This window comes from Amycolatopsis orientalis DSM 43388 (genome assembly GCF_000411975.1).
GTDB lineage: Bacteria > Actinomycetota > Actinomycetes > Mycobacteriales > Pseudonocardiaceae > Amycolatopsis > Amycolatopsis orientalis_D.
This window is the reverse complement of sequence record NZ_ASXG01000040.1, coordinates 56,625-70,850: the sequence shown is the minus strand read 5'-3', so window position 1 is coordinate 70,850 and position 14,226 is coordinate 56,625. Positions and strand designations below refer to the sequence as shown.

9 protein-coding genes are annotated in these 14,226 nt (G+C 69.6%); 1 reads left to right on the top strand and 8 read right to left on the bottom strand.

Translation table 11 applies throughout. The features are described from left to right. The 4 genes from L942_RS07370 to L942_RS07355 all read right to left on the bottom strand — a co-directional run bounded on the left by L942_RS07370 (position 1) and on the right by L942_RS07355 (position 7,983). Positions 1 to 2,472, bottom strand: coding sequence for a non-ribosomal peptide synthetase (locus L942_RS07370; RefSeq protein WP_037356716.1), 2,472 nt, complete (start codon positions 2,470 to 2,472; stop codon positions 1 to 3). A 32-nt stretch (positions 2,473 to 2,504) separates the two neighbouring features. Then, complete coding sequence (locus L942_RS07365; RefSeq protein WP_037356714.1) at positions 2,505 to 5,006, bottom strand: Pls/PosA family non-ribosomal peptide synthetase; 2,502 nt, start codon at positions 5,004 to 5,006, stop codon at positions 2,505 to 2,507. Between the two features lie 1,783 nt (positions 5,007 to 6,789). Beyond that, entirely contained in the window at positions 6,790 to 7,377 is a 588-nt protein-coding gene (locus tag L942_RS07360; protein WP_037356712.1) for a nitroreductase family protein, read from the bottom strand. Between the two features lie 222 nt (positions 7,378 to 7,599). Then, complete coding sequence (locus L942_RS07355; RefSeq protein ID WP_037356710.1) at positions 7,600 to 7,983, bottom strand: histone-like nucleoid-structuring protein Lsr2; 384 nt, start codon at positions 7,981 to 7,983, stop codon at positions 7,600 to 7,602. 275 nt (positions 7,984 to 8,258) lie between these two features. Between L942_RS07355 and L942_RS07350 the strand changes: the two genes are divergently transcribed. After that, entirely contained in the window at positions 8,259 to 8,450 is a 192-nt protein-coding gene (locus L942_RS07350; protein WP_037356708.1) for a DUF2795 domain-containing protein, read from the top strand. Between the two features lie 178 nt (positions 8,451 to 8,628). On the opposite strand, the gene L942_RS07345 is transcribed toward L942_RS07350, so the two are convergent. The 4 genes from L942_RS07345 to L942_RS07330 form a co-directional block, all read right to left on the bottom strand. After that, complete coding sequence (locus tag L942_RS07345; protein WP_326929321.1) at positions 8,629 to 9,684, bottom strand: acetate/propionate family kinase; 1,056 nt, start codon at positions 9,682 to 9,684, stop codon at positions 8,629 to 8,631. Further along, a complete protein-coding gene (locus L942_RS07340; RefSeq protein ID WP_037356704.1) occupies positions 9,681 to 11,933 on the bottom strand; it encodes a phosphoketolase family protein in 2,253 nt (750 codons plus the stop codon). The genes L942_RS07345 and L942_RS07340 overlap by 4 nt, the downstream gene beginning before the upstream one ends. After that, positions 11,933 to 12,370, bottom strand: a complete 438-nt coding sequence (locus tag L942_RS07335; RefSeq protein ID WP_037356702.1) for a PPOX class F420-dependent oxidoreductase — start codon at positions 12,368 to 12,370, stop codon at positions 11,933 to 11,935. The genes L942_RS07340 and L942_RS07335 overlap by 1 nt, the downstream gene beginning before the upstream one ends. Positions 12,371 to 12,444: 74 nt before the next feature. Then, on the bottom strand, positions 12,445 to 14,226 hold the full coding sequence (locus L942_RS07330; RefSeq protein ID WP_037356701.1) for a complex I subunit 5 family protein: 1,782 nt from the start codon (positions 14,224 to 14,226) through the stop codon (positions 12,445 to 12,447).

Genomic DNA, 14,226 nt, shown 5'->3' with positions numbered 1-14,226 from the left:
TCAGGAGCCGGACCGGCGGTCGATCAGCGCGGCCAGATCGGCGAGCACGGGGTGCCGGGCGACGTCCTTGATCGAGACCGCGCGGTCGAGCGCGATCGCCAGCTTCACCGCGGACAGCGACGTGCCGCCCCGGTCGAAGAAATGGTCCCGGCGGCCGATCCGGCCGTCCCGCACGCCGAGGACCTGCGCCCAGGCCCCGGCGAGCCGCTTCTCGGTTGCGGTGACCGGTTCGGCGTAGTCCTCTTCGGCGGCGTCGAGTTCGACGGCCAGCGCGGTCAGGTGCTTCTTGTCGATTTTTCCGTTGGCGGTCAACGGAAGCTGCGCCCGCCAGTGAAACGCCGAGGGCAGCAGGTACTCCGGCAGCGCGGCGGCGAGGTGCTCCCGCATCAGCTCGGGGTCGAGCTGCTCCGGGCTCGCATAGAACGCGACCAGCCGCTTGCCCTGCTCGCCGCGGTCGGCCACGACCACCGCACCGTCGCGCACGCCGGGCACCCGCAGCAGCGTGTTCTCGATTTCGCCGATCTCGATCCGGAAACCGCGGATCTTGACCTGCGAATCGCGTCTGCCGAGGAATTCCAGCTTGCCCTCGGGAAGCCAGCGGCCGTGGTCGCCGCTGCGGTAGAGCTGGGAGTCCGGCCGGTGCGGGTCGGCGGTGAACGCCCGCGCGGTGCGTTCCGGGTCGTTGACGTAGCCGCGGCCGACGCACACCCCGGAGAACACGATCTCGCCCGGCGCGCCGAGCGGGACCGGCTCGAGCCGCTCGTCCACGACGTACACGCGCACGTTCTGCACCGGCGGCCCGAGCGGCACCCGTTCCCGCTCGGGTGCGCGGTCCATCACCTCGTGATTGGTGTCGTCCGAGGTTTCGGTGAGGCCGTAGGCGTTGACCAGCTTGACGTCCGGCATCGTGGCGAACCAGCGCTGCGCCAGCTCGGTCTTGAGCGCCTCGCCGGTCACCGACACGCAGCGCAGGCCCGGCAGCGCGACCGGGTTCCGGTCCATCGCGGACAGCACGACCTCGAGGTAGGAGGGCACCACCTGCAGCACCGAAACCCCGCCGGCGGCGAGTTCGGCCACGAACCGGTCGGCGTCCAGGATCACGTCCTGCTCGATCAGCAGTGTGGTCCCGCCGACCAGCAGGGCGGAAACCAGCTGCCACAACGAGATGTCGAAGCACTGCGGCGCGACCTGCGCCACCACCGACTCCTCGGTGATGCCGAGGTCGTTGATCTTGGCGCAGAGGTGGTTGACCATCCCGGCGTGCTCGCACATCGCGCCCTTCGGCTCGCCGGTGGAGCCGGAGGTGAAGTAGATGTAGGCGAGCTGGCCGGAGTCGACGGCGATGCCGAGGTCGTCTTCGGAATGGGCCTCCTCGTACGCGGCGTCCACGAACAAGGTGCGCACGCCGGGCAGCGATTCGACGGCCTTGCGCAGCGTCTTCGTGCTGCCCGGCTCGGTCAGCACGAGTTCGCAGCCGGCCCGGCGCAGGGTGGTCGCGATGCGGTCGGTCGGGAAATGCGGCTCGATCGGCAGGTAGACGCCGCCCGCCTTGAACACGGCGAGCACGGCGGCCATCCAGTCCAGATTGCGTGCGGTGACCACCGCGACGACGCTCTCGCGGCGCAGCCCGCGCGCGACCAGCGCCCGAGCTAGCCGGTTGGCGCGCCCGTTGAGTTCCCGGTACGTCCAGCGCCGGTCGCCGTGCACCGCGGCGATCGCGTCCGGGTTGCGGGCGACGCTGCGCTCGAACAATTCGTGGCAGCGCAGGTCCGGCACTTCCACGTGCGGCCCGGCGAGTCCTTCCAGCTGCAGCTTGAGTTCCTCGGCCGACAGGAGAGTCGTTTCGCGATGCGGAGCGTCGACGTCGGTGCGGATCAGCGTGAGCGCGTTCAGGTGGTAGCCGAGGATGCGTTCGGCGGCTTCGGAATCCAGCACCTCGGTGCGGAAGCGCAGCCGGAGCCACTCCAGGTCCGGGGAGGCGTCCAGCCGCAGCACGGTGTCCCCGTCGAGGTCCCCGGCGGTGCCGGTCGGGTCGAGGACCGTCTCGAACGGCGGGGCGGGGACGCCTAGTTCGCCGCGCAGTTCGGCGACCGGGAAGTCCCGGAAGGCTCGGGTCCGGGCGTCGATGTCCGCGGCGTGCTCGATCAGTTCGCGCCAGGTGGCCGCCCCGGTGCCGAGCCGGCAGGGCAGCGGCGCTCCGCCCGGTTCGGCGACCCAGCCGGTGCACACCTCGGTCTCGCCGGACAACGCGGCGAGCACCTTGGCGTGCGCGGCGAGCAGCACCGAGCTGAGCGGCACGCGCAGCTGGCCGGCCAGCTGCCGCAGCGCGGCCGCGCTTCCCCGGGGTACCGGCGTTTCGTGGTCGCCGATCCCGGAGCCGGCCTCCAGCGTCCAGCGCGGAACGCTGGTTCGGCCGCCGACGGTGAGTGCTTCGCGCCAATGCTCGCGAACCGCTCCCAGTCCGGTTCTCATGGGCTTTCCTTCCCGTGGTTGTCGGTCGTCCGTCACGATTTCCCCGCCGGCTGGCGGCGGCCCGCCCGGATCTCGTGCGCGGGGTTTCCGCCCCAGTGCGCGCCGTCCGGGACTTCAGTGCCCTTCATGAGGAAGGAATCGGGGGCAAGCGTCGAACCGTCGCCCATCGTCACGCCGTAATGCACCAGTGCCGCGGTGCCGACAGTGCACCCGTTGCCGATCGAGATGCGGTCCAATTTGAACCCGCCGTCCTCCTGCGAATGGCACTGGACGACGGACCCGACGTTGAGCGTGACGTCGTTTCCGATGCGTACCAACGTCTTCTCGATGATGCCCGCGCCGTCGTCGAACAGCCGCTTGCCGACCCGGACGCCCAGCAGCCGCCACAGCACGCTCTTGAACGGGGTGCCGTCGAGCGCGCGCAGGTGCGCGTTGGTCGCCGCGGCTTTCCAGAACCGTTCCTGGCGCCAGAATCGGCGGTCGTAAATCGAGCACGAGACCGGGCGCAACGGTCGGACGAACACCGTGAGCCGTTCGACGACGGCGAAATAGCCGATGCCGTACAGCAGAAACGCCAGCGTGTCGATCGCGAACAGCGAGGGGCCGATCAGGTCGTAGTAGACGTCCGAGGCCCAGGTCATGAGCAGCAGCCCGTAGAAGAACAGCCATTGCGACAGCGCGTACAGCAGCATGCCCCCGGCGTTGTGCCGCGTCTTGGCGGCCAGCCTGCGCCGGAATTCCTCCGGCGTCTTCGGGTGGTCGAACTGGCTGTCGCGCTCCACCGAGCGCGGGATCTCGAAGCTGGGGAAGCCGAGCAGCCCGACGCCCTCGCGCACCGGGCCGTCGAGCGGCACCAGGACCTTGGTGGCGAGCAGGCAGTTGTCCCCGGTCCTCGCGCCGGCCGGGTAGACGACGTGGTTGCCGAGGAAGTTCCGCGCCCCGACCCGCACCCGGGAAAGCCGGAAGGACGTGCTGGTGTACTCGGCGTTGACGACGGAGAGGCCGTCGGCGACCATCGTGCCCGCGCCGGCCTCGAACAGATACGGGTTCTCGTATTTCTCCTCGAGCCCGAAATTGGATCCGGTCTGTTCCTTCTTGGAGACCTGGCAGCCCAGCGCGCGCAGGAAGTGCACGATGGCCGAGCTGTCGCCGAGGAGGGTCTTGAAGAACCGCGGGTTCGTGAGCATCCGGATGGCACGGTGCGCGGTGTAGCGCAGCGTGTAGAGCCGGTAGACCTCGCCGGGTTTGAGCGCGAGGTTGAGCAGCCGCGGCACCAGGACGACGATCAGGAATCCGGCGAGCCGCAGGCCGAAGTACAGGATGAGGGAGACGACGAGGGCTTTCCAGTAGAACTTCGGGTTGGCGAAGTCGAGGACGGCCGAGCCGAGTCCCAGCGCCGGGCTGAGGTTCGGCAGCGTGAGCAGCACGAAGCTGAACAGGCCGAGCACCAGCGGGGCCAGGAAGAAGACCGCGGTCAGCGCTTGGCGCACGGCGAATAATGCCCGCCGGACACTGCCGCAGGCGCGGGGCTCGACCCGCCGGTAGTGCACGTCGGCGGGAACCGCGGGCACGCCGTGCCAGCTCTGCCCTGGCGGAATCGCCTGCCCGGCGTGCAGGGACGAGGCGTGTCCGAGCTGGGCGCGGTCGCCGATCCGGGTCTCGATGTCGAGGACGGACATCTCCCCGACGTAAGCGTGCGCGCCGAGCACGACCGGCCCGGTCCGGATGAGCCCGTTCTGCGCGCGGTAGGTGGTGAAGTAGGTGTCCTTGCAGACCACCGTGCCTTCCCCGATGGTGAGCAGGTCGGTGCACACCGGGACGTAGCGCGAGAAGACGGCGACGCCCTTGCCGATCTTCGCGCCCAGCGCGCGCAGGTACAGCGAGTAGAGCGGGGAACCGGCGAACAGCGGGACCAGCAGGTTCCGCTGCACGAGGGTCTTCACCAGCCAGAATCGCACGTACCCGAGGCTCCAGACGCGGATTTCCGCCGGTTTCCAGCGGCCGACGAGGAGCCATTTGAGGGCGATCGGGAGGGTGCACAGAATGGCCAGCACCATCGCTCCGAAACCGACCGCGCGCAGATAGGAGTCGAGCACGCCGCTGCCGGCCACGATCCAGCCGGTGCCCACGCCGAGCACCCGGGCCACGAGGTAGGAATACGCCAGGAAGACCGCCAGCTGCAGGATTCCGCAACCGAGGTATTCGAGCCGGCTCGCCCTCTTCGCCGGCTCCGCGGGCGCGGGCCCCGGGTCTTCGGCCGGGAGTTCCTCCGTCCCGGACAACGCGGCGACGAGACTGGCGACGGTCGGGTTCCGGTAAATGTCCTTGATCGAGACGGAGGGCAGGTCGGCGCGTTTGCGCACTCGCGCGCAGAACTGTGCCAGCACGAGCGAGTTGGCCCCGAGATCGGCGAAGAAGTTGCTGTCGGGCGACACGGTTTCGGCCCCGGTGACGTCGGCCATCACCTGGGCGAATGCTTCCTGGGTGTCGGGTGCCGGACCGGGTCGGGCGGTCGGGTACTCGGTGAGATCCATCTGCCTAATGATCGGTATATGTAACGCCGGCGTAACCTACGGACGTCGGTCTTGACAATTTCGTGACCTGTTCGATGCGCGTAGCGATTGACAAATGCGACAGGTGTCGGGATTGAGGTCTAGACCACGTGAACGAGCATTAATCTGGCAAATGGTGTTAATTGTGTGAATGCCCTCTGTTTTTCCACGGCCAGTGGCGGTGGTCGACGGATCCGGGACGGTCCGGTGAAGGTTTCCGGGGAAGTCCGGTCGTCGTCGTGCATTTATCGCAAACCGATCCTCCGCACGGGCGATGGTACCAGGATTTCCCCTCTTTCGGGGCCTGGATTCCCCGGTTGGTGCGCGCGGAACTGGTCCGGTGGGGTGAAATCCGTGGCACGAAGAGTGGTCTGTGGTCGCTGCGCGGAGGGGTTCCCGGCCTCGGATCGACCGTTCGCGGAGGGGTGTCGAGTTACCTTGGTCCTCGAATTGTAATGTGCAAGTGCTGTTTCGCGGGATTGATGGCACTTTCGAGGGAAAATCCGACTCGACTCCCGGTTTTGTGCCATTGAGGTGACCTGGGTGGCAGACGGATGGTTTCGTTGCGCTGTTCGGCAGAGGTTGGGTTGCTCCGCTGGTTTTTCCGCAGGAGTCGCCGCCGTGAAGCTCGCGGGGCCCTTCCGGGCGAAACGGTTGTTTTCGCCCCGGATGTACCGCCGCGGCGAAACGGCGGGCTGGGGCTGGAATTATGGCGCTCTCCGGAGCTCCCCTATCGGTCCCGAAATATTTTCGTGTTGGCTGAATTTTCCCGGACACTTGCTCCGGGGAGTCAAGTGGTGAGTGCGCATGACCGGCGGTCGTCACCGCTGACGCCGCCGGAGCCGCACATCGAGTCACCGTGCACCGGGCTGGCGACTCCGGAGCCCGGCGGCCGACCCGAGCTTCCTCCGGCTGATCCGGTCGCGGGTTTCGCCAGGGAAGGCGCGGCACCGTCCGGTCCGGCCGCGGCTCGCCCGCGCGGAACCGTGCTCCCGTACCGGAAAGATCAACTCGCGCCCGGGGTGTCCGCGACGACGGCTGAGGTGGTTCGCGGCCTCCGGGGAACGCCGCGGCGGGTTGGCCAGAACGGCGCACGAGGTGGCCCGGCCAAAGGCGGCTTCGTGCGGCTCAGTGACAGTTGACCGGGCCGATGGTCGTCCGCCTCGGCTTCGGACCCGGTGCCGATGGGCCTTTCCCGGTCAGTTGTTGCTACCAGTGCCCGAAATGAGCCGCTTCGTTCCACGGCTTCCGATGCTGGGTGGCCGGGGAGGGACTGACCGCCTCGGCTTTCAGGCCCGGTGCCAACGGGCTTTCCCGGTCGGCTGTTCCTACCACTTCCCGAAGTAGACAGTTTCGTTCCATGGCTTCCGGCGGCGGGTGGCCGGGGAGGCTCTGGCTGAGATCTTGGCGTCTGGGGAGCGCCGTGGCGGGCCGGTCTGACGGCGCAGCGTGGTGGCCCGGTCAAACGTGGGGTCGTGCGGCTAAGCGACCGGTCGCCGGGCCGATCGTCGTCCGCGCCGGCTGCCAGGCCCAGCGTCGATGGGCTCTCCCGGGCGGTGTTCCTGCCACTTCCCGAAGTAGACAGTTTCGTTCCATGGCTTCCGGCGGCGGGTGGCCGGGGAGGCTCTGGCTGAGATCTTGGCATCCGGGGAGCGTCGTGGCGGGGCGGCCTGAATGGCTCGCCCAAACGCGGCGTGTGCGGCTCAGTAACCGGGCCGATTGTCGGCCCTCGGCTTCTGGGCCCGGCGCTGACGGGCGGTTGTCGCTACCACTGCCCGAAATGGACAGATTCGTTCCACGGCTTCCGGCGGCGGGTAGCCGGGGAGGCGCCGGCCGAGATCGGGGCGTCGGCGTCGTGGCCGATGGCGATCGCGCCGATCGGTTCGTGGGTGGCGGGCACGCCGAACTCGGTGCGCAGCCGGTCGAAGTCTTCCCTGCCGATGCCGAAATACACCGCGCCGAGCCCTTCGTCGACCGCGGTCTGCAGGATCAGCAGGACGGCCATTCCGGTGTCGATGTGCCAGAACGGCACCGGCCAGTGGTCCTCGCTGCGGTCGGTCCAGCCCTTGTCCGGCTCGGCGTAGCGGTCGAGGTAGGCGTCTTTCACCGAAAACGGGACGACGATCACCGGTGCGGCCTTGGTGTCCTCGCTCACCGTCCAGGATTCGAGCGTGTCGGCGAACCGTCGCACGTCGTCGCCCTGCAGGACGAGGAACGCCTGGCCCTGGGAGAACCCAGCGGACGGACCGCGCAGCGCGTTGCGCATGATCCGGCGGACGCTGTCCTCGGACACGGGTTCGCCGGTGAACTTGCGCACCATCCGCCTGCGCCGCACGACTTCCTGAAACTCCATCGTCGCCCCCTCGAGAAGTCTTCCGGGCCACTGTAGCGGGTTTCCGCTGCCAGCGGCGTATTCCTGCCTCCTCCCGCGGGAAAAAGGACCGCCCGGCCGGAGGCATTCGCCGCCGGCTGGGCGGTTTTCTTCGTGTCGGCACCGAAACTCCGGCGGGGGAGCGACCGCCTCGTCCGGCTTTCCCGGGAAATGCCCGATCCGGGCCCTGCCGAGACCGGGAGCTTATTTCCCGGCGCGCTTTTTCGCGGTGCGCTTGCGCGGTTTCGCCTCCTGCTTGAGGCTTTCCTCGTAGGCCTCGATCACCTCGCGCGGGATGCGGCCGCGTTCGGCGATGGCCCAGTTGTTGTCGAGGGCCCAGGTGCGGATCGCCTTGGAGCGTTCCCGTTCCTCGGCAGTCGGAGCGGCCGCGGCGCGCACGGTCGTCTTGCGTCCGCCGGTCCGGCGCGCGGCGGCGATGAACGGCGCGAGCTCCTCGCGCAGGGAGGCGGCGTTTTCGTCGGACAGATCGATTTCGTACTGGACGCCGTCGAGTCCGAAGGGGACGGTCTGCCCGGCTTCGGACCCGTCGAGGTCGTCGATCATCTCGACGAGGACTTTCTGTGCCATCGCGGCTGCTCCTCCTGGAAACGGGACGTGGTCACCGCAGACCATAACAGGAGTCCACTGTGGCTGGTCGCGGGAGACAATGCGCCACGGCACCGCGCCGGGAACCGCCGCTCCGCGAGCACCGAGTCCGCGGCATTTCCCCGGGCGGGAAGACGGCCGGGAAACTGTGCCGCGAAAAGGTGCGGGCGGGAATCCGCGGGAAGGTTCCGGACCCGGCGCGCATTGATCCGGGACCGGCCGGGTATTCGGAGGGAGAACCCGAAGAAGGGAGCGCCATGTCTGACGTCCGGGAGTATTTGACGGAAGTCGAGTACCCGTGCGAGCGCGACGAGCTTCTTCGCCGGGCCGCCGCGAACGGTGCGGGCGACGACGTGCTCGGGCACCTCGGCAAGCTGCCCGAGCAGCGGTACGAGAACGCCGCGGCGGTGCGCCGGCTGCTCGGCGACGACCTCGATCCGCATGTGTGAGGTCGGCGGGTCGTCTCGGCGGCGGGCTTGATCCGCACGTGTGAGGTCGGCGCATCGCTCCGGCGACGACCTCGACCCGCATGGGTGCGGTCGGCGGGGCGTCTCGGCGGCGACCTCGATTCGCATTCGTGAAGTCAGCGGACTGTCTCGGCGACGACCTCGACCCGCATTCCTGAGCTCAGCAGGCAGCCTCGGCCGCGGCTCGGGCGAGTTCCAGTTCTTCCCGGGAGCGCAGGGTCAGCACCGGCACCTTCGCCCCGGGCGGGCTGATCACCGCGTCGTGGTCGCGGGTCCGCGACAGACCGCCGGCGATGCCCAGCACCCCGAGGCCGCCGGCGATCGCTTCGGCGGTTTCGGGCTGGTCCCAGCCGATGTCTCCGGTGAAGACCAGGGCGTCGATCCGGTCCAGGCTCGTGGCCGCCGCGGCCAGTTCCCGGCGGACGCGGTGTTCGAAGACCGCGAGCGCGAACCGGGCGTCGACGGACCCGTCGCGGACCAGATCCCGGGTGTCGTCGGAAATGCCGGACAACCCCAGCAGCCCGGAGTAGTGGTAGAGGCCGTCTTCCAGTTCGCCGACGGTCAGCTTTCCTTCGCGCAGCAGCCACAGCAGCATTCCGGGATCGACGCTTCCGGACCGTTTGGTCATCATCGCGCCTTCCAACGGCGTGAAGCCCATCGACGTGTCGACGCTGCGTCCGTGCGACACCGCGCAGACCGAGCAGCCGCCGGACAGGTGCGCGATGAGCAAGTTCAGCTCGCCCGACGGCCGGTTCAGGAGTTCGGCGGCGCGCCGGGCCGCCCATCGGAAGGACCAGCCGTGGAAGCCGTACCGGCGCAGCTCCCATCGCGCGCGCCAGCGGGCGGGCAGCGGATAAGCCTGGGCGATCGACGGAAGCGTCTGGTGGAACGCCGTGTCGGGACAGACGACGTGCGTCGCGTCCGGGAGGAGTTCGGTCAGCTCGTCCAGCAGGGCCTCGGTTTTCGGCACATGCTCCGGCGCGAGGGAGCGAGCCTCGGCGATCTTCGCGCGGACACTCGCGCTCGCCTTCGCGGGGTGGACGAGGTCCGGGCCGCCGTGCACCAAACGGTGTGCTACCACGGAAATCGCGGGCTGTCGGTCTACAAAGGACGCAACGTCGTCCGTCGAGGCCGAGCCCAGGACCTCCTCGTCTTCGGTGCGCACGAGGTGCAAGCGAAGACTGCCGGAGCCGGGATTGACGGTCAGGACGTTCATCGCTGCCACCGCCAGCCGGTGATCTCCGCGGGGTCTTGGCCGTCGCGGTAGGCGGCGGCGAGGAGTTCGTCCCGCTGCCGCTGGAAGTCGCGGGCCAGGTCGCCGCCGAGGGAGGACCAGCCGCGGGCTCGGCGGACGGCGTCGGCGGCCAGGTCGTGGCGGGTCATCCGGTTGCTGGCCAGCAGGTCGAACGGAGTGGTCGTGGTGCCTTCTTCGAGGTAGCCGTGCACGTGGAAGCGGTGCGTGGCCGGCCGTCCGTGCAGTACCTCGTGCACGGCGGACGGGTAGCCGTGGAAGGCGAAGACCACCGGGACGTCCTGGCCGAAGCACTCGGCGAACGCCTCGTCGGAGAGGCCGTTCGGGTGCCGGCCGGGCGGGCAGAGCGAGAGGAGGTCGACGACGTTCACCACTCGCACCCGCAGTTCCGGCGCCGCCTCGGCCAGCAGTTGCACGGCGGCGAGGGTTTCGACGGTCGGCGTGGTCCCGGCGCACGCCAGCACCACGTCCGGGGAACCCTCGTGGCTTGCCCAGGGCCAGACGGCGGTCCCGGCGCGGCAGTGCGCGCGGGCCTCGGCCGGAGACAGCCACACCGGGCTGCGCTGCTTTCCGGCGACCACCACGTTGATCAAATCGGTCGAGGACAGGCACCGGTGCATGGTTTCCAGCAGCGTGGCGGCGTCCGGCGGGAAGAAGATCCGCGTGGTGTGCGCCTTTTTCGTGAGCATCTGGTTGATGAACCCCGGGCCCTGGTGGCTGTAGCCGTTGTGTTCCTGCCGCCAGCCGTCGCTGGTGAGCAGGTAGTTCAGGCTCGCCACCGGGGCCCGCCAGCCGACCTCTCCGGACATCTTCAGGAACTTGGCGTACTGGTTCACCATGCTGTCCACAATGGACACGAAGGCCTCGTAGCAGGGGAAGAGCCCGTGCCGTCCGGTGAGCAGGTAGCCCTGCAGCCAGCCTTGGCAGAGGTGCTCCGACAGCACTTCCAGCACCCGGCCGCGGCGGCCGAGATGCTCGGTGTGGCCCGGCACGGCGCGGTCGAACTGCCGGTCGGTGACTTCGAGCAGGGCGCCGAGTTTGTTGGACTGCAGTTCGTCCGGGCACACGACGCGGAAGGTGTCCGGGGCGCGGCGCACCAGTTCGGCGAGCCAGCCGCCGAGCGTTTCCGTCGGGCTTTCCTCCGCGCCGGCGGCCGCGAATTCGCTGACGTCGGGCAGCGGCAGGTCGCGGCGAAGCCGGCCGCCGTTGGCCTGCGGGACGCGGCCGAGCCGCAGCTCCGGGTCCGGCGGCACGGCGAGCAGATCCGGCGCGGGAACCCCGTCGGCGTCGAAGAGCTCTTCCGGCCGGTAGGACCGCAGCCACTGTTCCAGCGCGTCGAGGTGGTCCGGTTCGAGCGGGACCTGGTGGGCGTGGAAGGTGCCTTCCAGCGGAACGCCGTCCGGCGACGTCGCGGGCAGGCCCAAGCCCTTGGTGTTGCGCAGGACGAGCATCGGCGGCGGGCCGGAGTCCTGGCGGTGCGCCCGGGCGAGCGCCTCGGCCAGCGGCGTGTCCGGATCGTCGGTGTCGCGGACGTCGACGAGCAGCGGGGTCCAGCCGCAACCGGTGAAGTAGGCGACGAGTTCGTCGTCCGACATCGCTTCGTACACGGTCGGCGAAGCGATTTTGTACCCGTTGAGGTGCAGGATCGGCAGCACCCGGCCGTCGCCCGGAGCGGTGAACTTCGGGCTGTGCCACGCCGCCGCGGTCGGGCCGGTTTCGGCCTCGCCGTCGCCGATGACGCACGCGACCAGCAGGTCCGGGTCGTCGAAGGCGGCGCCGAACGCGGTGGCGAGGGCGTAGCCCAGTTCGCCGCCTTCGTGGATGACGCCGGGGACCTCGGGGGAGAGGTGGCTGGGAAAGCCGCCGGGCCAGGAGAACCGGCGGACGAGTTCGGCGAGGCCGGAACCGTCGAGGGACAGCCGCGGATCGAACTCGGCGTGCGTGCCTTCGAGCCAGAGGTTCGCGTGGATCGCCGGGGCGCCGTGGCCGGGGCCGGTGACGAGCAGGGTGCGCTGCCGGGTTTCGGCGACCAGGCGGTTCAACGCGGAGTAGACCAGGGTGAGCCCGGGGCAGGTGCCCCAGTGGCCGAGCGGGCGCGGCTTGAGGTGTTCGGGCCGCAGCGGCTCGGCGAGCAGGACGTTGTCCTTGAGGTAGATCATCGCCGCGGCCAGGAAGTCGCAGGCCCGGCGATAGCGGCGGAGAGTGTCGCGCATCAGTCGGCGACGCCCTTCTTCTGGTCGATGTACGTCTGCCGCTCCGGGGTGATCCGCAGGATCACGCGCTCGGACTTGATCGCTTCCGGCGGATACTTGCCGCCGGTGTATTTGCGGGCGAGCTCGTCGACCTGCAGCCGGGCGCGTTCGCCCGTTTCGATGCCGGTCACGCGGCCGCGGACCTCCGCGTAGCGGTACGGGTCCTGCTCGTCGCGGATCAGGACGGTGATCCGGTCGTCTCGCTCGGCGTTGCGGTACTTCGCGCGGTGGGTCTCGGTGTTGAGCACGAGGCGGCCGTGCTCGACGTGCACCCAGATCGTCTGCGTCTGGAGCCGGCCGCTCGGCAGCACCGTGGTGACCGCGGCGAAGTTCTTCCCGGTGGCCAGCTCTTCGGTTTCGGGCAGCAGTTTCGGGCCGTCGGCGGTGCGGGCGGGCACGGCGACTCCTCACGGTCGGCGTCACGGGCCGCTCTGCGGGTAGCCCGGCCGTCGCGCGGGTAAACCCGGCCAGGTCAGAGCCAGACCAGCCCGGCGAGGACGGCGACGCCCGCGAGCAGCCACGCCACGTAGTCGCCGACCTGGCCGGAATGCGCGCGGTGCAGCACCGTGAGGGCTTCGTGCAGCGGTTTCGGCGTGCGGTGCCGCGACCACAGCGCGAGCGCCGCCGCGCCGAGGGTGAGCAGGGCGGTCACCCCTGCGGACAGCAACCCCGGCCCGGTCCACGACAGTTCGGGCGCCGCCGCGGCGAGCGCAGGCGGCAGCGCCGGCAGGACGTCGTGGAGGTAGCCCGCGCGGTCCACCGCTTGTGCCCCGGCGGCCGCGGCGACGTCGCGCAGCCCCGGCACGATCCCGGCGGCCAGCGCGAACCCGAGCAGGACGACGACCGCGGCCAACATCGGGATCGGGGTGCGCTCGATCGGCCGGTCGGTCTCGGGTTCCTCGCCGGAACCGGTCGTCGTGTCCGGGGAATCCTCGGCGGGCGGCCTGCCGAGTCCGAAGTAGACCCGCAGCCCGGCGCGCAGCACCGCCGCGGCGGTCAGTGCGGAAGTCACCGCGAAGACGACTGGCAGCCACTCCGGGCCCGCGTGTTCGGCGGCGTCTTTGCCCAGCGCCAGGCCGAACGGCGGCAGTCCGGCGAGCGCGGCCGCGGCGACCAGGAACAGCACCGCTTCCGTCCGGGAATGCGTTGCGCGGCCGAAGAGATCGTCCTCGTCGACGCTGCCGTAGCGGTCCTTCAGCACACCGGTCAGCAGGAACAGCGCGCCCTTCGCTCCGGCGTGCCCGAGCACCGCGAGCACGAACGCGGCCGTGGCTTCCCCGCCGGTGGCGGCTAGTCCGCACAGGAACAGTCCAATGTGGGCGATGGTCGAATAGGCCAGCAACCGTTTGAGATGCCGCTGGGTGAAGCAAAGCACGGCGCCGAGCACCGCGCTGGCGATTCCGGCGGTGAGGAAGATCCGGCTGACGGTGGCGTCGTCGAGCACGGTGCCGAACACCGTAGTGCGGACGCGGAGCACGCCGTAAAGGCCGAGTTCGACCATGATCCCGGAGAACAGCACGCACACCGGGGTCGGAGCGACGGCGTGCGCGTCGGCGAGCCAGAAGTGGAACGGCACGGTCGCGGCTTTGACCAGCAAGCCGGTGCAGACGAGGACGAATGCGGCGATGACGAGCGCGTCCGCCGGACGGCCGTCGAGCGCGACGCCCAGCTGCGCGAGGCCGAGCTGGCCGCCGCGGGCATACAGCAGGCCGATGCCCATCAGCGTGAAATACGCGCCGAGGGAATTGACCACGCCGAAGTTCAGCGCGCCCTGCACCGAGTCCGCCTCTTCGATCCGGTACCCGGTCAGCGCGTAGGCGACTCCGCTCATCAGCTCGAAGAACACGAAGAGGGTGAACAGGTCGCCAGTGAAGAGGAACCCGATCATGCCGGTCAGGAAGAGCAGCATCATCGCGTGGTAGCGGGCTTCGACGGCTTCGAAGTAGTGCCAGCTGTAGAGGAGCGCGCAGACGGTCAAGAACGCGGCCAGCGCGGCGAACGTCGTGTTCATGCCGTCCGCGACGAGCACGATGCCGACCGAGCGCGTGCCTTCCGGACCCTGCCGCCCGAGCCAGCTGACCACTCGCTCGTGGTCCGCCGCGGTCACGAGAACCACGCACAGCGCGCACACCGCCGCGGCGGTCACCGTGGCCGTCACGTCGACCGCGACGCGGGGGAGTTTGCCGCCGAGACCGAGCAGCAGGCAGGCAGCCAGCAGCGGGACGGCGATGGCGAGTGCGGGCAGGGTCGTCAT

Coding starts and splice junctions, on each gene's coding strand:
- L942_RS07345 (WP_326929321.1), bottom strand. CDS start 9,684: ATGAACGTCCTGACCGTCAATCCCGGCTCCGGCAGTCTTCGCTTGCAC.
- L942_RS07360 (WP_037356712.1), bottom strand. CDS start 7,377: ATGGAGTTTCAGGAAGTCGTGCGGCGCAGGCGGATGGTGCGCAAGTTC.
- L942_RS07355 (WP_037356710.1), bottom strand. CDS start 7,983: ATGGCACAGAAAGTCCTCGTCGAGATGATCGACGACCTCGACGGGTCC.
- L942_RS07340 (WP_037356704.1), bottom strand. CDS start 11,933: ATGCGCGACACTCTCCGCCGCTATCGCCGGGCCTGCGACTTCCTGGCC.
- L942_RS07365 (WP_037356714.1), bottom strand. CDS start 5,006: ATGGATCTCACCGAGTACCCGACCGCCCGACCCGGTCCGGCACCCGAC.
- L942_RS07330 (WP_037356701.1), bottom strand. CDS start 14,226: ATGACGACCCTGCCCGCACTCGCCATCGCCGTCCCGCTGCTGGCTGCC.
- L942_RS07370 (WP_037356716.1), bottom strand. CDS start 2,472: ATGAGAACCGGACTGGGAGCGGTTCGCGAGCATTGGCGCGAAGCACTC.
- L942_RS07350 (WP_037356708.1), top strand. CDS start 8,259: ATGTCTGACGTCCGGGAGTATTTGACGGAAGTCGAGTACCCGTGCGAG.